Annotated in this window: 16 protein-coding genes; 6 read left to right on the forward strand and 10 right to left on the reverse strand. The window is 72.1% G+C overall.

What is annotated here, in order from left to right; all coding sequences use genetic code 11:
* The first annotated feature begins 3 nt into the window (after window positions 1-3).
* A complete protein-coding gene (locus QRT03_RS12720; protein WP_286053193.1) occupies window positions 4-1,107 on the forward strand; it encodes a branched-chain amino acid aminotransferase in 1,104 nt (367 codons plus the stop codon).
* On the opposite strand, the gene cobS is transcribed toward QRT03_RS12720, so the two are convergent.
* Genes cobS through QRT03_RS12740 form a run of 4 tightly spaced genes read right to left on the reverse strand, consistent with a single transcriptional unit; the run spans window position 1,104 to window position 4,022 of the window.
* A complete protein-coding gene (gene cobS / locus QRT03_RS12725) occupies window positions 1,104-1,847 on the reverse strand; it encodes an adenosylcobinamide-GDP ribazoletransferase (protein ID WP_286053194.1) in 744 nt (247 codons plus the stop codon). The two genes, QRT03_RS12720 and cobS, sit on opposite strands and share 4 nt — an antisense overlap.
* Complete coding sequence (locus tag QRT03_RS12730; protein WP_286053195.1) at window positions 1,844-2,788, reverse strand: nicotinate-nucleotide--dimethylbenzimidazole phosphoribosyltransferase; 945 nt, start codon at window positions 2,786-2,788, stop codon at window positions 1,844-1,846. Before QRT03_RS12730 ends, cobS begins: the two co-directional genes overlap by 4 nt.
* Window positions 2,789-2,820: 32 nt before the next feature.
* Window positions 2,821-3,456 carry a bifunctional adenosylcobinamide kinase/adenosylcobinamide-phosphate guanylyltransferase gene (locus QRT03_RS12735; protein WP_345783249.1) on the reverse strand — a complete coding sequence of 212 codons (636 nt, stop codon included), beginning with the start codon at window positions 3,454-3,456 and terminating at the stop codon, window positions 2,821-2,823.
* Window positions 3,372-4,022 carry a DUF3043 domain-containing protein gene (locus tag QRT03_RS12740; RefSeq protein ID WP_286053196.1) on the reverse strand — a complete coding sequence of 217 codons (651 nt, stop codon included), beginning with the start codon at window positions 4,020-4,022 and terminating at the stop codon, window positions 3,372-3,374. The genes QRT03_RS12735 and QRT03_RS12740 overlap by 85 nt, the downstream gene beginning before the upstream one ends.
* Before the next feature lie 92 nt (window positions 4,023-4,114).
* On the opposite strand from QRT03_RS12740, the gene QRT03_RS12745 reads away from it, so the two are divergent.
* The 3 genes from QRT03_RS12745 (at window position 4,115) to QRT03_RS12755 (ending at window position 5,375) form a co-directional block, all read left to right on the forward strand.
* On the forward strand, window positions 4,115-4,657 hold the full coding sequence (locus tag QRT03_RS12745; protein ID WP_286053197.1) for a glycerate kinase: 543 nt from the start codon (window positions 4,115-4,117) through the stop codon (window positions 4,655-4,657).
* 16 nt (window positions 4,658-4,673) lie between these two features.
* Window positions 4,674-4,856 carry a hypothetical protein gene (locus tag QRT03_RS12750; protein WP_286053198.1) on the forward strand — a complete coding sequence of 61 codons (183 nt, stop codon included), beginning with the start codon at window positions 4,674-4,676 and terminating at the stop codon, window positions 4,854-4,856.
* A gap of 162 nt (window positions 4,857-5,018) precedes the next feature.
* Complete coding sequence (locus QRT03_RS12755) at window positions 5,019-5,375, forward strand: HesB/IscA family protein (protein WP_286053199.1); 357 nt, start codon at window positions 5,019-5,021, stop codon at window positions 5,373-5,375.
* A 144-nt stretch (window positions 5,376-5,519) separates the two neighbouring features.
* On the opposite strand, the gene QRT03_RS12760 is transcribed toward QRT03_RS12755, so the two are convergent.
* Complete coding sequence (locus QRT03_RS12760; RefSeq protein ID WP_286053200.1) at window positions 5,520-6,509, reverse strand: adenosine kinase; 990 nt, start codon at window positions 6,507-6,509, stop codon at window positions 5,520-5,522.
* Window positions 6,510-6,609: 100 nt separating this feature from the next.
* The gene (gene asnB / locus QRT03_RS12765) at window positions 6,610-8,532 is read right to left on the reverse strand and encodes an asparagine synthase (glutamine-hydrolyzing) (protein ID WP_286053201.1); all 1,923 of its coding nucleotides are present in this window, start codon (window positions 8,530-8,532) and stop codon (window positions 6,610-6,612) included.
* A 165-nt stretch (window positions 8,533-8,697) separates the two neighbouring features.
* Between asnB and ctaC the strand changes: the two genes are divergently transcribed.
* Together ctaC and QRT03_RS12775 are read left to right on the forward strand one after the other, a co-directional pair.
* Entirely contained in the window at window positions 8,698-9,654 is a 957-nt protein-coding gene (gene ctaC / locus QRT03_RS12770; RefSeq protein ID WP_425604823.1) for an aa3-type cytochrome oxidase subunit II, read from the forward strand.
* A gap of 31 nt (window positions 9,655-9,685) precedes the next feature.
* Complete coding sequence (locus tag QRT03_RS12775) at window positions 9,686-10,084, forward strand: cytochrome c oxidase subunit 4 (RefSeq protein WP_286053202.1); 399 nt, start codon at window positions 9,686-9,688, stop codon at window positions 10,082-10,084.
* Between the two features lie 965 nt (window positions 10,085-11,049).
* On the opposite strand, the gene qcrB is transcribed toward QRT03_RS12775, so the two are convergent.
* From qcrB to ctaE, 4 genes are read right to left on the reverse strand one after another with little or no spacing between them, the layout of a single operon-like run.
* Window positions 11,050-12,714: a cytochrome bc1 complex cytochrome b subunit gene (gene qcrB, locus QRT03_RS12780; RefSeq protein WP_286053203.1), complete on the reverse strand. Its 1,665-nt coding sequence runs from the start codon at window positions 12,712-12,714 to the stop codon at window positions 11,050-11,052.
* The gene (qcrA, locus tag QRT03_RS12785) at window positions 12,711-13,880 is read right to left on the reverse strand and encodes a cytochrome bc1 complex Rieske iron-sulfur subunit (RefSeq protein WP_425604825.1); all 1,170 of its coding nucleotides are present in this window, start codon (window positions 13,878-13,880) and stop codon (window positions 12,711-12,713) included. Before qcrA ends, qcrB begins: the two co-directional genes overlap by 4 nt.
* On the reverse strand, window positions 13,877-14,701 hold the full coding sequence (gene qcrC / locus QRT03_RS12790; RefSeq protein ID WP_286053204.1) for a cytochrome bc1 complex diheme cytochrome c subunit: 825 nt from the start codon (window positions 14,699-14,701) through the stop codon (window positions 13,877-13,879). Before qcrC ends, qcrA begins: the two co-directional genes overlap by 4 nt.
* Window positions 14,702-14,731: 30 nt before the next feature.
* The gene (gene ctaE, locus QRT03_RS12795; protein ID WP_286053205.1) at window positions 14,732-15,355 is read right to left on the reverse strand and encodes an aa3-type cytochrome oxidase subunit III; all 624 of its coding nucleotides are present in this window, start codon (window positions 15,353-15,355) and stop codon (window positions 14,732-14,734) included.
* Window positions 15,356-15,563 lie beyond the last annotated feature (208 nt).

Here is a 15,563-nt window from a genome sequence, read left to right on the forward strand (position 1 = left end):
GCCATGTCGAGCACGGCCTTCGAGGTTCTCCCGCATCCCTCCCCGGCGACGGACGAGCGGGTGGCGGAGGTACTGGCCGCCCCCGGGTTCGGCAAGTTCTTCACCGACCACATGGTCACCATCCGCTGGGACTCGGCGCGTGGCTGGCACGACGCGCGCGTCGAGCCCTACGCGCCGCTGCAGATCGACCCGGCGTCGGTCGTGCTGCACTACAGCCAGACGATCTTCGAGGGGCTCAAGGCCTACCGGCAGCCCGACGGGTCGATCGCGTCGTTCCGCCCGTGGGCGAACGCCGCCCGCATGGCGCGCTCGGCGGAGCGCCTCGCCATGCCGCCGCTGCCGGAGGACCTGTTCCTCGCCTCGATCTCCGAGCTCCTCGCGGTCGACCACCGCTGGGTGCCGGCCGCGGGCGGTGAGGAGTCCCTCTACCTGCGCCCGTTCATGATCGGCTCGTCGTCGGGGCTGGGCGTGCGCCCGAGCGAGGAGTACCTCTACCTGCTCATCGCCTCCCCGGCGGGCGCCTACTTCCCGCGCGGGCTCGCGCCGGTGAGCGTGTGGCTGTCCACCGACTACGTGCGCGCCGTGCCCGGCGGCACCGGTGAGGCCAAGTGCGGCGGGAACTACGCCGCCTCGCTCGCCGCGCAGGCGCAGGCCGCCGCGCAGGGGTGCGACCAGGTGGTCTGGCTCGACGCGCTGGAGCACCGGTGGGTGGAGGAGATGGGCGGGATGAACCTGTTCTTCGTCTTCACCGACGCCGAGGGGCACCACGAGGTCGTCACCCCGGAGCTCTCGGGGTCGCTGCTGCCCGGCATCACGCGCCGGTCGCTGCTCGAGCTGGCCCGTGAGGACGGCGCCACCGTCACCGAACGCCGCATCTCCACCGACGAGTGGGAGAAGGAGGTCGCCTCCGGCGGCCTCACCGAGGTGTTCGCCTGCGGTACGGCCGCCGTGATCACGCCGGTCGGGTCGGTGAAGTACGACGGCGGGTCGTTCGAGATCGGCGACGGGACGCCCGGTCCGGTCACCGCCCGCCTGCGCGAGCGGCTGACCGACATCCAGCGCGGCGCGGCACCCGACCCCCACGGCTGGATGGCGAAGCTCGGCTAACCCGCGGCGAGGCCGATCAGCGCCACCGTGACGGCGACCTCGCACACGGCGCCGAACACGTCGCCGTTGACCCCGCCGAGGCGGCGGACGGCGTGCCGGGCCAGGAGCACGGCGGCCGTCGCGGCGATGACCAGGGCGAGCGGCCCCTGCCAGGGGCGGCCCGGGACTGCGAGGACCGCCGCCCCGGCGAGGACGACGAGCCACGCGACGGGCACAGCCGGGTGCTGCGTGCCCGCCACGAGAGCCCCCAGCCCTCCTTCGGAGGCCGCCGGCACCCGTCGTCGTGCGCACCAGGTGAACGCGGCCCGCCCGCCGGCCCACGCGATCGCGGTCCCGACGGGACCGACCGCCGGCAGCGCCGCGGCCTGGGCCAGGAGCACGACGACGAGCGTGATCACCCCGAACGCCCCCGTCGACGGGTCCTTCATGACGGTGAGCATCCGCTCCGGGGAGCCGTAGGAGCCCAGCCCGTCGGCGAGGTCGGCGAGCCCGTCGAGGTGCAGGCCCCGGGTCAGGCCGGCGCCGACCGCCACGCCGACGGCCCCCGCGACCAGGTCGGGCGCCCCGAGCGCGCCCAGGCCGAGCACGACGCCGCCGACGACCGCACCGAGCACCAGGCCCACGACCGGGGCGAGGGCGAGCGCGCGGCCCGCCGTGCGCCGGTCGAAGGCGGAGGCCCGGACCGGCGCGACGCTGAACAGCGAGAGGGCGAGCCGGACGGCGGCCACGGCCCCGGTCACGAGCCGGCGGCGACCCGCGCGGCCATCGTCACGAGCGGGACCGCCGCGAGGGCCCCGGTCGCCGCTCCGGCGCGCAGGTCGAGCAGCAGCAGCGGGTCGTGGCCGAGCATCTCGAGGGCGAGCGCCTGGGCGGGCTCGGTGTCCCGGGTCGCGGCCAGCCACCAGGCCCGGGCGCCCGGGGAGCGGGTGTCGGCCAGGAGCGCCGCGACGCACACGGCGGCCCCGTCGAGCAGGACCGGGGTCCGACGGCGGGCGGCCTGGGTGAGGAAGCCGACGAGCGCGGCGAGGTCGGCGCCGCCCGCCACGCGCAGCAGGTCCTCCGGGTCGCGCCCCACGGCCTTCGTGCGGCGCAGCGCGTCGCGCACCGCGGCGGCCTTGCGCATCCAGGTGACGTCGTCGATGCCCGACCCGCGGCCCACCACCGCCACCGGCTCGCGCCCGCACAGGGCGGCGGCCAGCACCGCGGTCGGCGTCGAGATCCCGACGGCGAGCTCGCCGGGCACGAGCAGGTCGGCGCCCTCGTCGACGGCGGCGTCCGCGGCCTCGACGCCGGCGGCCAGCGCGGCCCGGAGGCCCTCGGCGGTGAGCGCGTCCTCGCGGTCGATGCGTCCGCTGGGACCGTCGCCGACCTCGACCACGCGGAGGTCGGCACCGGCGACCGTCGCGAGCGCGTTCGTCGGGGCGGTGCCCTCGCGCACCGCGGCCAGGCGCTTGCCGGTCTCCGCGGCGTCGAACGCGGACACCCCGGCCGCCGCGATCCCGTGCTCGGCGGCGAACAGCACGACGCGCGGCGCAGCGGGCGGGCGCGCGGGGGAGCGGGCCTGGCAGGCCGCGAGCCAGCCGGCCACGTCCTCGAGGCGGCCCAGCGCGTGGGTGGGCAGCGGCAGGGCGTCGAGGTGGCGGCGCAGGTCCGCGCGGGCGGCGTCGTCGGGTGGTGCCACCGACGGCATCTCGGGGTGCTCCCTTCGAGCGGTTACGGGGCGACGCTATCGGAGCCGGAGGCCACCTTGAGCGGCAGTGGCAGGCCCGCGACGAGCAGGACCACCTCGTCGCACACCGCGGCCAGGTCGGCGTTGAGCAGCCCGAGCTCGTCGCGGAAGCGCCGCCCGGCGGACGTGGACGGCACCACGCCGAGCCCGACCTCGGCGGACACCAGCACCAGCGGGCCGGTCCGCGCCCCGACGGCCGCCACCAGCTCGGTCCGGGCCGCCTCGACCGACGCAGCGTCGCGCTCCCACCCGGCGTCGTCGAGCAGGCCGGTGACCCAGGTCGCGAGGTCGTCGACGAGCACCGGTCCGGGGCGCGACCGGACCACACCCGCCGTCGCGAACCCGTCGGTGTCCTCGACGGTCTCCCAGACCGCGGGACGACGGCGGCGGTGCACCGCGATGCGGTCGGCCCACTCGGGATCGGCGTGCGGGTCGACCGGCCGCGCGGTGGCGACGTAGACCGCGGGCGCGTCGGGCAGGAGGTGCTCGGCGTACGCCGACTTCCCGGAGCGCGTGCCCCCGAGGACGAGGGTGCTCAGCTGACCGGGGTGCCGGGGGAGACCCGCGGCGCCGGCATGCGGAGCTTGCGGATCTGGGTGGCGCGGGTGAAGGCGTACCAGCCGACCGAGAAGCCCTTGATCTCCTCGTCGGGGAACTTCTCCCGCACCCGGGCGGTGATCTGCCGGCCGAGCAGGGTGCCCTCGACGACCATCGCGGCGAGCATGCACAGGCACAGCAGGCTGCCGATGTTCTGGATGCCGGGCACCGGGACGACGACCGTGATGAAGATCAGGATCGCCAGCGGCATGAAGAGGCCCATGAGGTGCCGGCGGGAGTCCACCAGGTCACGGACGAAGGCGCGGACGGGGCCGCGGTCGCGCACCGGGAGCACCCGGTCGTCGCCGGCCATCATCCGCTTGCGGCGCTCCGCGGAGGCCTCGCGACGCTGGGTCTTGTCGCCGCGCAGGGCCTTCGCGCGCTTCATCGCCTCGCGCTGGGTCTTCGGGGCCGGTGCCACCGGGCCCCGCTTGCGACCCTCGGCCTCGCGGCGCGACCGCGTCGGCCGGCCCTTGCCCGCGGTCTGGGGGCGCCGGTCCGCGCCGACCGCGACGACGTCCTCGGCCTCGACCTCGTCCGCCTCGGCGGCGGTGTCGGGGGTGGAGGAGCCACGGCGCAGGAAGTTCACCCCACCAGGATAGGGCACCCGGCGCCGCGCCCGGACACCTCGCGGGCGGGGTTCTCGCGGGTCGGACAGCCGGGGCCCTACGGTGAGGCGTCATGCGCGTGCTCCTCGCGCCGGACGTCTTCCGGGGCACTCTCGACGCCGACCGGGCCGCGGCGGCGATCGCGGACGGGTGGACCCGCGGGGCCCCCGCCGACGAGCTCCGGCGGTCCCCGATCGGCGAGGCCGCCCACACCCTGGAGACGGCGGGCGCCGACGACCTGCCCGACCTCGTCGTCACCGGCGAGGGCAGCCTCGAGTTCCGCTCGCTGCGCGACACCGCGCTCGCCGCCCTCGCGGCGGCGGCGATGGCCCGCTCGGTGCCGTGCATCGTCCTGGCCGGCCAGGTCCACGTCGGGCCCCGGGTCGCGTTCGAGGCGGGCATCCACGGGGCCTACGCCGCTGCGGCAGACGTCGGATCGGTGGAGGCGTCGATGGCCGATCCGGCGGGCACCCTCACCACGTTGGCCGAGGGTGTCGCGATCCACTGGGGCGGTCGGCGGGGTCGGACCGACGTCCGGCCCGAGCTCCTGCCGCCCACGCCGGGGGATCCCGTGGTGCCCGGGCCGCGGCCGGGGGAGGACGACCCCCGGGAGTGAGAGGGGGTTCCCGGGGATGGAGGACGCGGACGGCCTGGTGCTGCTGGTGGTGATCACCGGCCCGCTGGCGCTGGTCGTGTCCACGGGGTGGCAGGTCGCGTGGATGGTCGTGGTGACGGCGGTGGCGGTGCTGCGCGGGCCCCGGTTCCGGCGGGTGGGCATGCCGCTGACCACACCGGGAGGACCCGGGTCCGCGTGACGTGATGGTCCGCCGTCGATGTGACACCATGGAGATCGCAGGCGAGCCGCGTCCTGCCCCGGTCGGGATCCGTCCCGACGGCGGGTGCTCCGTCGGGCGGGAACATCCCGCCGCCCGGCGGGGTTGCACGGCGCGAAACGCATCGGGAGCTCAGGGAGAACCATGACCGTCGAGAACCCCACCAAGACCGAGGAGCACGGCGTCGAGCTCAGCGACGCCGCCTCGAGCAAGGCGAAGGCCCTGCTGGACCAGGAGGGCCGTGACGACATGCACCTGCGCATCGCCGTGCAGCCCGGTGGCTGTGCGGGCCTGCGCTACCAGCTGTTCTTCGACGACCGCAGCCTCGACGGCGACCTCTACCGCGACTTCAACGGCCTCAAGGTGGCCGTGGACCGCATGAGCGCGCCGTACGTCCAGGGCGCCACCATCGACTTCGTCGACACCATCGACAAGCAGGGCTTCACGATCGACAACCCGAACGCCACCGGGTCCTGCGCCTGCGGCGACAGCTTCAACTGAGCCTTCCCGACGACGAGCCCCGGTCCCGCTGCTGCGGGGCCGGGGCTCTCGTGCGTTCCGGGTCGCGGCGCCGCCCTGCCGAGCGAACGGCACTCTCGCAGCATCTACGCGCGCGAGAGTGCCGTTCGTTCCGGGTGGTGTGGCCTAACCGGCCTGCGGCACGTCCTGGGCGACCTTGGCCTTGAGGTTCTCCGGCGGCTGCGCGCCGAGCTGGGCGACCACGTGCGACGCGGCGACCGAACCGATGCGCCCGGCCACGTCGAGGTCCAGGCCGTGGGTGAGCCCGTGCAGGAAGCCGCCGGCGTAGGCGTCGCCGGCGCCGGTGGTGTCGACGAGCTCGTCGGCCGGACGTGCCTCGATCTCGTGGCGCACCCCGCCGACCGCGTAGATCGTCGAGCCCTTCGCGCCGTGGGTGACCGCGACGACCTCGCAGTGGCCGCCCTGGTCGGCGAGCAGCGACTCGATGGCGTCGTCGCCCACCAGCGCGGCGACCTCGTCCTCGTCCGCGACGAGAATCTCGACGTTCGCGGCGGTGAGCTCGCGGAAGTACTCGCGGTGCCGCTCGACGCAGCCGGCGTCGGAGAGCGTGAGCGCCACCTTGGCCTCGCTCTTCGCGGTGGCGTCGACGATCTTGCCGATCGTGGCGCGGGCCTGCTCGGTGTCGGCCAGGTAGCCCTCGATCAGCGTGACCGCGGAGCCGGCCACCTCGTCCTGATCGATGTCGGACGGGCCGAGGGCGGTGCAGGCGCCGAGGTAGGTGCCCATGGTCCGCTCGCCGTCGGGCGTGACGAGCACGAGACAGCGGGCGGTCGACGGACCCTCGGTCAGCGCCGGCGTGCGGAAGCTCACGCCGTGGCTGCGGATCGAGTTCGTGAACGAGGAGCCGAGCTGATCGTTGTGGACCTTCCCGACGTAGCCGGCGTCGGAGCCCAGCGCCGCGGCGATGGCGATGGAGTTGGCCACGCTGCCACCCGAGCGCTCCGTCGTCTGCCCGGCCTTCGCGTAGAGCGACTCGGCCTGGTCCTGGTCGACGAGCGTCATGCCCCCCTTCGGCAGGTCGAAGGCGGTGATGGTGTCGTCGTCGGTCTGCGTGAGCACGTCGACGATCGCGTTGCCGATTCCCAGTACGTCCATCGGGCCGGGAGGTCCTCTCGGTTGACTACTCGCTTCGGATCAGCGACTCACCGTAGGTGACACGCCGGGACCCGACAGCCCGATCGTTGCCCTGCCCACGTCACGCATAGACCGGGTAGACCGGCTCCGGGACCTCCGGCCGGATGCGCTGCTCGACGAAGATGCCGTGCCAGAGCATGAACACGAGCAGCGTCCAGATGCGCCGGGAGTGGTCCACCGGGCCGCTGCGGTGCTCGTCGATGAGACGGAGCACGGCGGCCTTGTCGAGGATCGCGTCGGTCTGCGAGTCGCGGACGATCGCGCGCGCCCAGTCGAGCATGTCGGTGGCCAGCCAGTGCCGGATCGGCACCGGGAAGCCCAGCTTGCGCCGGTGCAGCACGTGCGGGGGCACGATCCCCTCGATCGCGCGCCGCAGGGCGTACTTCGTCGTGCCGTGCGCGATCTTCTGATCGGTCGGCAGGGCGGACGCGACCCGGAACACCTCCGGGTCCAGGAACGGGACGCGCAGCTCCAGCGAGTTGGCCATCGTCATCTTGTCGGCCTTGACCAGGATGTCGCCCCGCAGCCACGTGAACAGGTCGACGTGCTGCATGCGGGCGACCGGGCTCCAGCTCCGCGACCCCTCGTAGACCGACTGCGTCACGTCTACGTGGGAGAGCTCGTCGTCGTAGGAGCGCAGCACGTCGGCGAGCTGCGCGGGGAAGAAGTTGCGGGCGTTGCCGTAGTAGCGCTGCTCGAGGGGGAGCGCACCCCGGCGCAGCAGGTCCTTGCCCTTCATCCCGGTCGGCAGCCGCTCGCTGAGCGCCCCGGCCAGCTTGCGGACGGCTCCCGGCAGGGCGTCGAACGGAGCGAGGGACAGCGGCTCCTTGTAGATCGTGTAGCCGCCGAACAGCTCGTCCGCGCCCTCGCCCGACAGCACCACCTTGACGTGCTTGCGGGCCTCGCGGGCCACGAAGTACAGCGGGACCAGCGCCGGGTCGGCCACCGGGTCGTCCAGGTACCAGACGATCAGCGGCAGGGCGTCCATCATCTCCTGCGCGGACACCGTCCTGACGACGTGCTGCACGCCGATCGCGTGCGCGGACTCCGCCGCCACGTCGACCTCGGAGTAGCCGGAGCGCTCGAACCCGGTGGTGAAGGTGATCAGGTCCGGGTTGTGCTCGCGGGCCAGCGCGGCGATCGCGGTGGAGTCGATCCCCCCGGACAGGAAGGCGCCCACGGTCACGTCCGCGCGCATGTGCTTGGCCACCGAGTCCCGCAGGACCTCGGTGATCTCCTCGTGCCGGCCGGTCTCCTCCGCGTGGTCCCCGCGCGGGATCGGCCGCTCGTCGAAGCGCGGGGTGAAGTAGCGCTGCACCGCGATCGGCTCGCCGGGGGAGATCGTGAACGAGCATCCGGACTCCAGGCGCCGCACCGCCCGGTGCAGCGTCGCGGGCTCCGGGACGTACTGCAGCGTCAGGTAGTGCTGCAGGGCCTCCGGATCGGGTGCGGTGCTCGACGCGCCCAGCTCGTCGAGGACCGCGAGCAGGCACTTCTTCTCGCTGGAGAACGCCACGCCGTGCGCGCCCGCGGCGAAGAACAGCGGTTTGATGCCGAACGGGTCGCGCGCGCCGAACAGCACGCGCTCGTGGGTGTCCCAGATCAGGAAGGTGAACATCCCGCGCAGGCGAGGCACCGCGTCGGCGCCCCACACCGAGTACGCCGCGACGATGGCCTCGGTGTCGCCCTCGGTGGCGAACGTGACGCCGTGATCGCGCGCGAGCTCCGCCCGCAGCTCCACGTAGTTGTAGATCTCGCCGTTGAAGATGATGCGGTAGCGGCCGTCGCCGAAGGCCAGCGGTTGGTGCGAGCCCTCGACGTCGATGATCGACAGCCGGGCGAAGCCGAGCGCCACGTCGTCGTCGTGCCAGAGGCCGGGCTCGTCGGGACCCCGGTGACGCATGCAGGGCAGCGCCGCCTCCAGGTCCGCCGCGTACCGCGCCCCGGCGCCGTCGGTGGTGATCCAACCCATCAGCCCGCACACGCGGACCAGTATGGCGAGGGGGTCCGACACTCCCGTCGACCACCGTCGCGCCCCTCCGACAGCGCGTAGGAGTCAGCTCGGATAGTCTCCCGGTGTCCGGACCGAGGGTGGGTGCAAGACCCGTCGAAACCCGAGGTCGCACGGCCTCGAGGAGGTTGGCCAGCAGTGCGCCGAGCAGGGAGTCTTGCCCAGGCCCGGGAGGTGTCGTCCCGGCGGCGTCGTCTGACGCGCGCCGCCCAGCTGGCCGGTCTCGGCGTCGTCACGGCGCTCGTGTCCACCGGTTGCTCGGTGCAGGACGCGATCCGCTTCGGGTGGCCCGTGGGCGTGACGCCCGAGGCCACGATGATGCGGAACCTGTGGACCTGGTCCGCCATCGCGGCGCTCGCCGTCGGCGTGATCGTGTGGGGCCTGACCGCGTGGACCGTGGCGTTCCACCGCCGCAAGGCGGGCGAGTCGGAGCTGCCGCGCCAGTTCCAGTACAACCTGCCGCTCGAGCTGGTCCTCACCGTCATCCCGCTGGTGATCGTGGCGGTGCTCTTCTACTTCACCGTCGTCGTGCAGAACGTCGTCGACCGACAGCCGACCGGCAACGAGCTCCAGGTCGACGTCGTCGCCTTCCAGTGGAACTGGGAGTTCGCCTACCCCGGCACGCGAAACCCCGTCGGGGCACCGGTCGCGACCGTCGGCACCACCGAGGAGGTCCCCCTCCTCGTCCTGCCGACCGACCGCCCGATCCAGTTCACCCAGCACGCCGAGGACGTCATCCACTCCTTCTGGATCCCCGAGTTCCTCTTCAAGCGCGACGTGCTGCCGGAGCCGGAGAAGAACGACCAGAAGAACACCTGGGTCATCGAGCGCATCGAGCGTCCCGGCGCCTTCGTCGGGCGGTGCGCGGAGTACTGCGGGTCGTACCACTCGATGATGAACTTCGAGGTCCGCGCGCTCCCGCCGAACCTGTTCGACCAGTACATGCAGCTGCGGCAGTCGGTGAACCCGTCGACGCGGCAGGCGTACTCGGCCGCGCAGGCACTGCAGCAGATGAACTGCGGGGAACTGTGCGCGCCGACCGCGGTGACGACGAAGCCGTTCAACCCGAACCCGACCGACCGCCTGGCCTTCTGATGGCCGCCGCCAGCGAGAGGAGCACTCGGCGATGAGGGTCGAGTCCCGGATCTTCGAGATCCTGACCGTCTTCTGCTTCGTGTGCGCGATCGTCTACGGCGTGCTCTCGGGCGAGGAGGTCGGCATCGTCGCCCTCACCCTGACGGGCGGCCTGACGCTGATCATCGGCACGTACTTCCGGTTTGTCGCCCGCCGCCTCGAGGAGCGGCCGGAGGACAACCCGGAGGCCGAGGTGTCCGACGGCGCCGGCGACATCGGCTTCTTCAGCCCGGGCAGCTACTGGCCGCTGGGTGTGGCGGCCGGTGTGGCGTTCACCGGGCTCGGGCTGGCCATCTACCAGTGGTGGCTGATCGTGCTCGCCGGGATCGCGCTGATCATTGCCATCTGCGGCCTCGTGTTCGAGTACCACGCGGGCCCCGAGGCCCACTAGCCGTCGCGTCTCTCCAGGGCCCCTCCCGTCCGCGGGAGGGGCCCTGCGTGCTCTGTAGGGGTCGTGGAGCCGGCTGTCGAGGTCGACATGGCGCAGGTTCTTCGGCTGCTGGGCCTGCGTGGTGTCGCCCTCGGGATGAGGCGCCCTTCCGATGGGTGCGTGATCAGCGAGCACCGTCGGTGGGGCGGGGCTCCGGGTGACCGCGCCAGGTGCTCGTTCATCCCCCGTCCGGTGATGGGTGGAGCAGCGAGAGGCACATCAGGCCCCCGCGGCGGCCCGCGGCGGTGCGTGGTGTGCCGCTCGGCCTGCGCGAGGTCGACATGGCGCAGGTCCCGCGGCACCGGGACCTGCCAGGTGTAGCTCTCACGGGACGGGCTCGGCCCTGCCGTCGCGGGAGGGCGACATGGCGCAGGTTCCGAGGCCGCTGAGCCTGCGTGGTGTCGCCCTCGGGTGCCCCCGATGCGTGGGACCAGTGCCGGGAGTCCCGTGGTGATCAGCGAGCACCGTCGGTGGCAGGGGGACCCGGGTGACCGCGCCAAGTGCTCGTTCATCCCGAGCTCCGGTGAGGGGCGGAGCAGCGAGAGGAGGCACATCAGGTCCCTGGAACGGTCTGCGGCGGTGCTTGGTGTGCCGCTCGGCCTGTGCGAGGTCGACATAGCGCAGCTCCCGCGGCTCTGGAACGTGCCAGGTGTAGCTCTCGCGGAACGGGCTGGCCACGCCGGGGCCGCGAGGTCGACATGGCGCAGGTCCCGCGGCTCCGGAACCTGCCAGGTGTAGCTCTCGCGGGGCCGTGGGCCGGCGACCATCTGCGCGAGGTCGACATGGCGCAGTCCCGCGGCTACCGGGGATGCCTGGTGGAGCACTCGCATCGTGAGCGGCCTGGGGCGCCGCGGACGAGCCCCCGCAGACGAACGACGGGGCGGGGAGCCGATCGGCTCCCCGCCCCGTCGTGGGTGGTGCTGGTGTCAGTCCCGCGTGTCGCGCGGGCGCCCGGCGTCCGGACGGCCGGCGAGCTCGCGCTCACTGTTCGGCTCGACCTGCATCGGGTCGCGGCCGTGGACCTCTTCCTGCTCCTCCGCCGGGTCGGGGCGGAACCAACCACCCTTGACCGGCGATCCGGCGGAGCCGAGGTCGTTCATGCGCTTCGGCACCGTGGCGCCCTGGTAGGCGAGCGGGATGGCGTGGCCGTGCTCGTCCACGCCGCCGAGGGGCTGGTGCACCTCGATGAACTCACCGTGCGGCAGGCGCTTGATGTGGCCGGTCTCGATGCCGTGCTCGAGGACCTCGCGGTCCCCGCGCTGCAGCCCGAGGCAGATCCGGTAGGTCGCGAAGTACACGACCGGCGGGATCACCAGGAGACCGATGCGGCCGATCCACGTCATCACGTTCAGCGAGATGTCGAACGTGTAGCCGATGATGTCGTTGCCGCAGGCCACGACGAGCCAGAAGTAGAACGACAGCGCCATCATGCCGGTCGCCGTGCGGACCGGGACGTCGCGCGGACGCTGCAGCAGGTTGTGGTGCGCGTCGTCGCCGGTGAGCTTGCGTTCGATCACCGGGTAGGCGATCAGCAGGTTCACCAGGAGGCCGAAGCCGATGACCGCCGGGAAGAAGATCGCCGGGATCGTGTAGTTCCCGAGGTACATCTCCCACGCCGGCCACAGGCGGACCGCCCCGTCGAAGACGGCCATGTAGAAGTCCGGCTGCGAGCCGGCCGAGACCTGCGTCGGGTCGTACGGGCCGAGCTTCCAGATCGGGTTGATCTGGAAGACGCCCGACATGATCGCCATGACGCCGACCGACACGACCATGAAGCCGCCGGCCTTGGCCGCGAACGTCGGGAGGATGCGGACACCGACGACGTTGCGCTCGGTGCGTCCCGGCCCGGGGAACTGGGTGTGCTTCTGGAACCACACCAGCGCCACGTGCACGCCGATCACCGCGAGGATAATGCCCGGCAGCAGGAAGACGTGGACGATGTACAGGCGCGGGATGATGATGTGGCCCGGGAACTCGCCGCCCATGATCGCCCAGTGCAGCCACGTCCCGACCACCGGGATCGACATGACGATCGCGGAGAGTCCGGTGCGGATGCCGGTACCGGAGAGGAGGTCGTCCGGCAGCGAGTAGCCGAGGAAGCCCTCGATCATGCCGGTGAGCAGCAGGACGACGCCGAGCACCCAGTTCGTCTCGCGCGGGCGGCGGAACGCACCGGTGAAGAACGTCCGCATCATGTGCGCGATCATCGCGGCGACGAAGAGCAGCGCGGCCCAGTGGTGGACCTGGCGGATGAACAGCCCGCCGCGCACGTCCATCGAGATGTTGACGGTCGACTCGTACGCCATCGACATCGTGACGCCGCGCAGGCCCGGGTAGGAGCCCTCGTAGGTCGTCTCGGCCATCGACGGGTCGTAGAAGATGGCCAGCCACGTCCCCGAGATCAGCAGGACGATGAAGCTGTACATCGCGATCTCGCCCAGCATGAACGACCAGTGCGTGGGGAAGACCTTGTTGATCTGCCGACGGACCGGACCGGCCGGGTGGACCCGGCTGTCGACCTCGTCGGCCGCGGTACCGACGAGCTTCATCGCCGTGCTACCGCTTCGAGTGGGTGTGGTGATCGCACTCATGATGAACGACGCTCCCAGAAGCCGGGCCCCACCGGCTCGATGAAGTCGCTGCGGGCGTACAGGTACCCCTGATCGTCCACCGCGATGGGCAATTGCGCCAGTGGACGGGCAGCCGGACCGAAGATGGGCCGGGCGTACTCGTTCGCCTGGAACTGCGACTGGTGGCACGGGCACAGGATGCGGTTGGTCTGGTCCTCGTACAGCGAGGTCGGGCATCCCATGTGACTGCAGATCTTGGAGTAGGCGAAGAGCGACCCGTAGTTGAAGTCCTCCTGGCCGGCCCGCTTGATGATCGTGACGTTGGGCCGCAGGCGGATCAGCATCACGGGGGAGTCGGCCGAGCGGACGACCTCGGCGAGGTGCTCCGGGTCGTCGCGGTCGGACTCCTTGAAGGGGAAGACCGTCTCCATGGAGCCGGGCTCGAGGTCACCCGCGCGGATGAGGACGACCTCCTCCGGGTTGCCGTCGAACTTCCGCAGGTAGACCCGCTCGCCGTTGGTGGACTTCCAGTCGGTCACCAGGAGGGGCGACTCGTCGCCCTCCTTCCACGGGTTCTTGACGAGGCCGCCGAACGCCGCGACCGCGATGCCGGCGGTCAGGATCCCGCCCGCGGCGCCGAGCGACCGGAAGATCAGCTTCCGGCGGGCGAGCCCGCTCTGCTGGCCGGTCTGCACGAGCCGGGCCGCGGCGGTACGACGGTCGAGCTCGGAGGACCGGCCGTCGTGCCGCTGCTGGATCGTCAGGTCCTCGGGCAGCAGCTTCTTGGAGTAGGCGATGACGCCCATGCCGACCCCGAGCACCGACAGGCCGAGGGTGACCCCGATCAGCGGCGTGTAGAGGACGTAGAGAAGCGCGCCCTCCTGGCCGGGGGAGACGTACTCCCAGGGCCAGGCGATGAAGATGACGATGAACGCGAGGCCCATCACCGCGGCGAGGATGAACCAGCCGGCGACCTGCCGCTCGGCCCGCTTCTCCGCGCGGGTCCCGGGCACCGGGAAACGCGGGCGGTCCGAGACGACCTCGATGTCGTCGATCCGGTTGCCGAGACGCACCAGGTCGTCGGTGCTCATCTCGGCGAGCTCGGCGTCGCTCGGGATGGGCAGTTCGTTGCGATCCGGCTGTGTCCCGGCCTGATCGCTGTACTGGGACTCGGGTGGTGCACTCACTGGCGGGATCCGATCCAGAGGGAGATACCGATCAGGGCGGCGAGGCCGACGAAGAAGGCGACCAGACCCTCGGGCACGGGGCCGAAGCCGCCGAGCCCGTTGCCGCCCGGGTTCACGGGGCCCGTGTCCCCGGAGACCGACTTGATGTAGCCGATGATGTCCCGCTTCTCCTCGGGGGAGAGCTGCGAGTCGGCGAAGGTCGGCATGTTGCCCGGGCCGACCTGCATGGCCGCGTAGATCTGGTGCGGGTTCGCCGCGTCCAGCACCGGCGCGAACTTCCCGGAGGACAGCGCGCCGCCGCGACCGGTGAAGTTGTGGCACTGGGCGCAGTTGAGGCGGAAGAGCTCACCGCCGCGCCCGAGGTCGGAGCCGACGAGGGCCGCGTCGGGCTCCGCCGGGACGACCGGGCCGCCGCCGTTGGCCTGGATGTAGGCCCCCAGCGCGTCGATCTGCTGCGGGTCGTACTCGACCTTCTTCCGGTCGGCCTGCGCGCCCTGGGCCTTCAGCGGCATGCGGCCGGTGGAGACCTGGAAGTACACGGACGCCTGGCCGACGCCGATCAGGCTGGGACCGCGCCCGACGACACCCTGCAGGTTCGAGCCGTGGCACGTGATGCAGGCGTTGTCGTAGAGCGACTGCCCTTCGCGGACCAGGGCGGTGTCCTGGGCCTCGGCGGTCTGCGGCTTCGGTTGGAAGGCCGCGTACAGACCCCCGATCGCGAGCAGCGCGACGCCGAGGGCGAGGAAGCCCGCGACGCGACGGCGCGTCCTGGTGCCCGCACGCGCCCACAGCCTGCGCGGGCGTGGCGTCCGGTCGCTCATGTGGTGGCCTACCCCTGACTCTCGTGCCGTCTATCGGATGAAGTAGATGACCGCGAACAGGCCGATCCAGACCACGTCCACGAAGTGCCAGTAGTACGAGACGACGATCGCGGCGGTCGCCTGCGCCGGCGTGAACCGGCTGAGGAACGTGCGGGCGATCAGCAGCACGAACGCGACGAGCCCGCCGGTGACGTGCAGGGCGTGGAACCCGGTGGTGATGTAGAAGACCGAGCCGTACGCGCTGGAGGCGATCGTCGTCGAGTGCTCGGTGACGAGCGTGTGGTACTCGTTCACCTGGGCGAGGACGAAGAACAGCCCCATCACGAACGTGACCGCGTACCAGCGGCGCAGGCCGAACACATCGCCGCGCTCGGCCGCGAACACGCCGTACTGGCAGGTGAACGACGACGCCACCAGGACGATCGTGTTCACCAGCGCGTAGGGCACGTCCAGCTCGGTCGGGGCCGGCGGCCACTCGCCCACGTTCTGCGCGCGTGCGACGAAGTACATGGCGAACAGCCCGGCGAAGAACATCAGCTCGCTGGAGAGCCAGATGATCGTCCCCACGCTGACCACGTTGGGCCGGTTCAGGGAGTGGATGCGCGCGCTGAAGGAGGGCGCCGGCGCACTCGGGGCGGTCGTCACGGGAGGCATCATGTCACCTCCCTCCGACATCAGCCGGGTGGGGCGAGGCCCCGCGATCACGGTCCCCACCTGCACCGCCGTCTACCTGCGGATTCTCCTACTGATCGTCGTACGTCGTGTCGTAGTCGGGATTCCCGACGGCGGGTCGGGGCGGCCGCCGCCCCCCGGTGGCTAGGCTGCGCGGGCAGTCGACTCCACGCGCCGGGGAGGGCCCGTC

It is taken from the genome of Actinomycetospora termitidis (assembly GCF_030286555.1).
In the GTDB taxonomy this organism is placed as follows: Bacteria; Actinomycetota; Actinomycetes; order Mycobacteriales; family Pseudonocardiaceae; genus Actinomycetospora; species Actinomycetospora termitidis.

Excerpts from the sequence above, each read along its gene's own strand:
- ctaE (WP_286053205.1), bottom strand. The coding sequence starts at position 15,355 with ATGCCTCCCGTGACGACCGCCCCGAGTGCGCCGGCGCCCTCCTTCAGC.
- qcrB (WP_286053203.1), bottom strand. The coding sequence starts at position 12,714 with ATGAGTGCGATCACCACACCCACTCGAAGCGGTAGCACGGCGATGAAG.
- QRT03_RS12755 (WP_286053199.1), top strand. The coding sequence starts at position 5,019 with ATGACCGTCGAGAACCCCACCAAGACCGAGGAGCACGGCGTCGAGCTC.
- QRT03_RS12745 (WP_286053197.1), top strand. The coding sequence starts at position 4,115 with ATGCGCGTGCTCCTCGCGCCGGACGTCTTCCGGGGCACTCTCGACGCC.
- QRT03_RS12775 (WP_286053202.1), top strand. The coding sequence starts at position 9,686 with ATGAGGGTCGAGTCCCGGATCTTCGAGATCCTGACCGTCTTCTGCTTC.
- qcrC (WP_286053204.1), bottom strand. The coding sequence starts at position 14,701 with ATGAGCGACCGGACGCCACGCCCGCGCAGGCTGTGGGCGCGTGCGGGC.
- QRT03_RS12760 (WP_286053200.1), bottom strand. The coding sequence starts at position 6,509 with ATGGACGTACTGGGAATCGGCAACGCGATCGTCGACGTGCTCACGCAG.
- QRT03_RS12750 (WP_286053198.1), top strand. The coding sequence starts at position 4,674 with ATGGAGGACGCGGACGGCCTGGTGCTGCTGGTGGTGATCACCGGCCCG.
- QRT03_RS12720 (WP_286053193.1), top strand. The coding sequence starts at position 4 with ATGTCGAGCACGGCCTTCGAGGTTCTCCCGCATCCCTCCCCGGCGACG.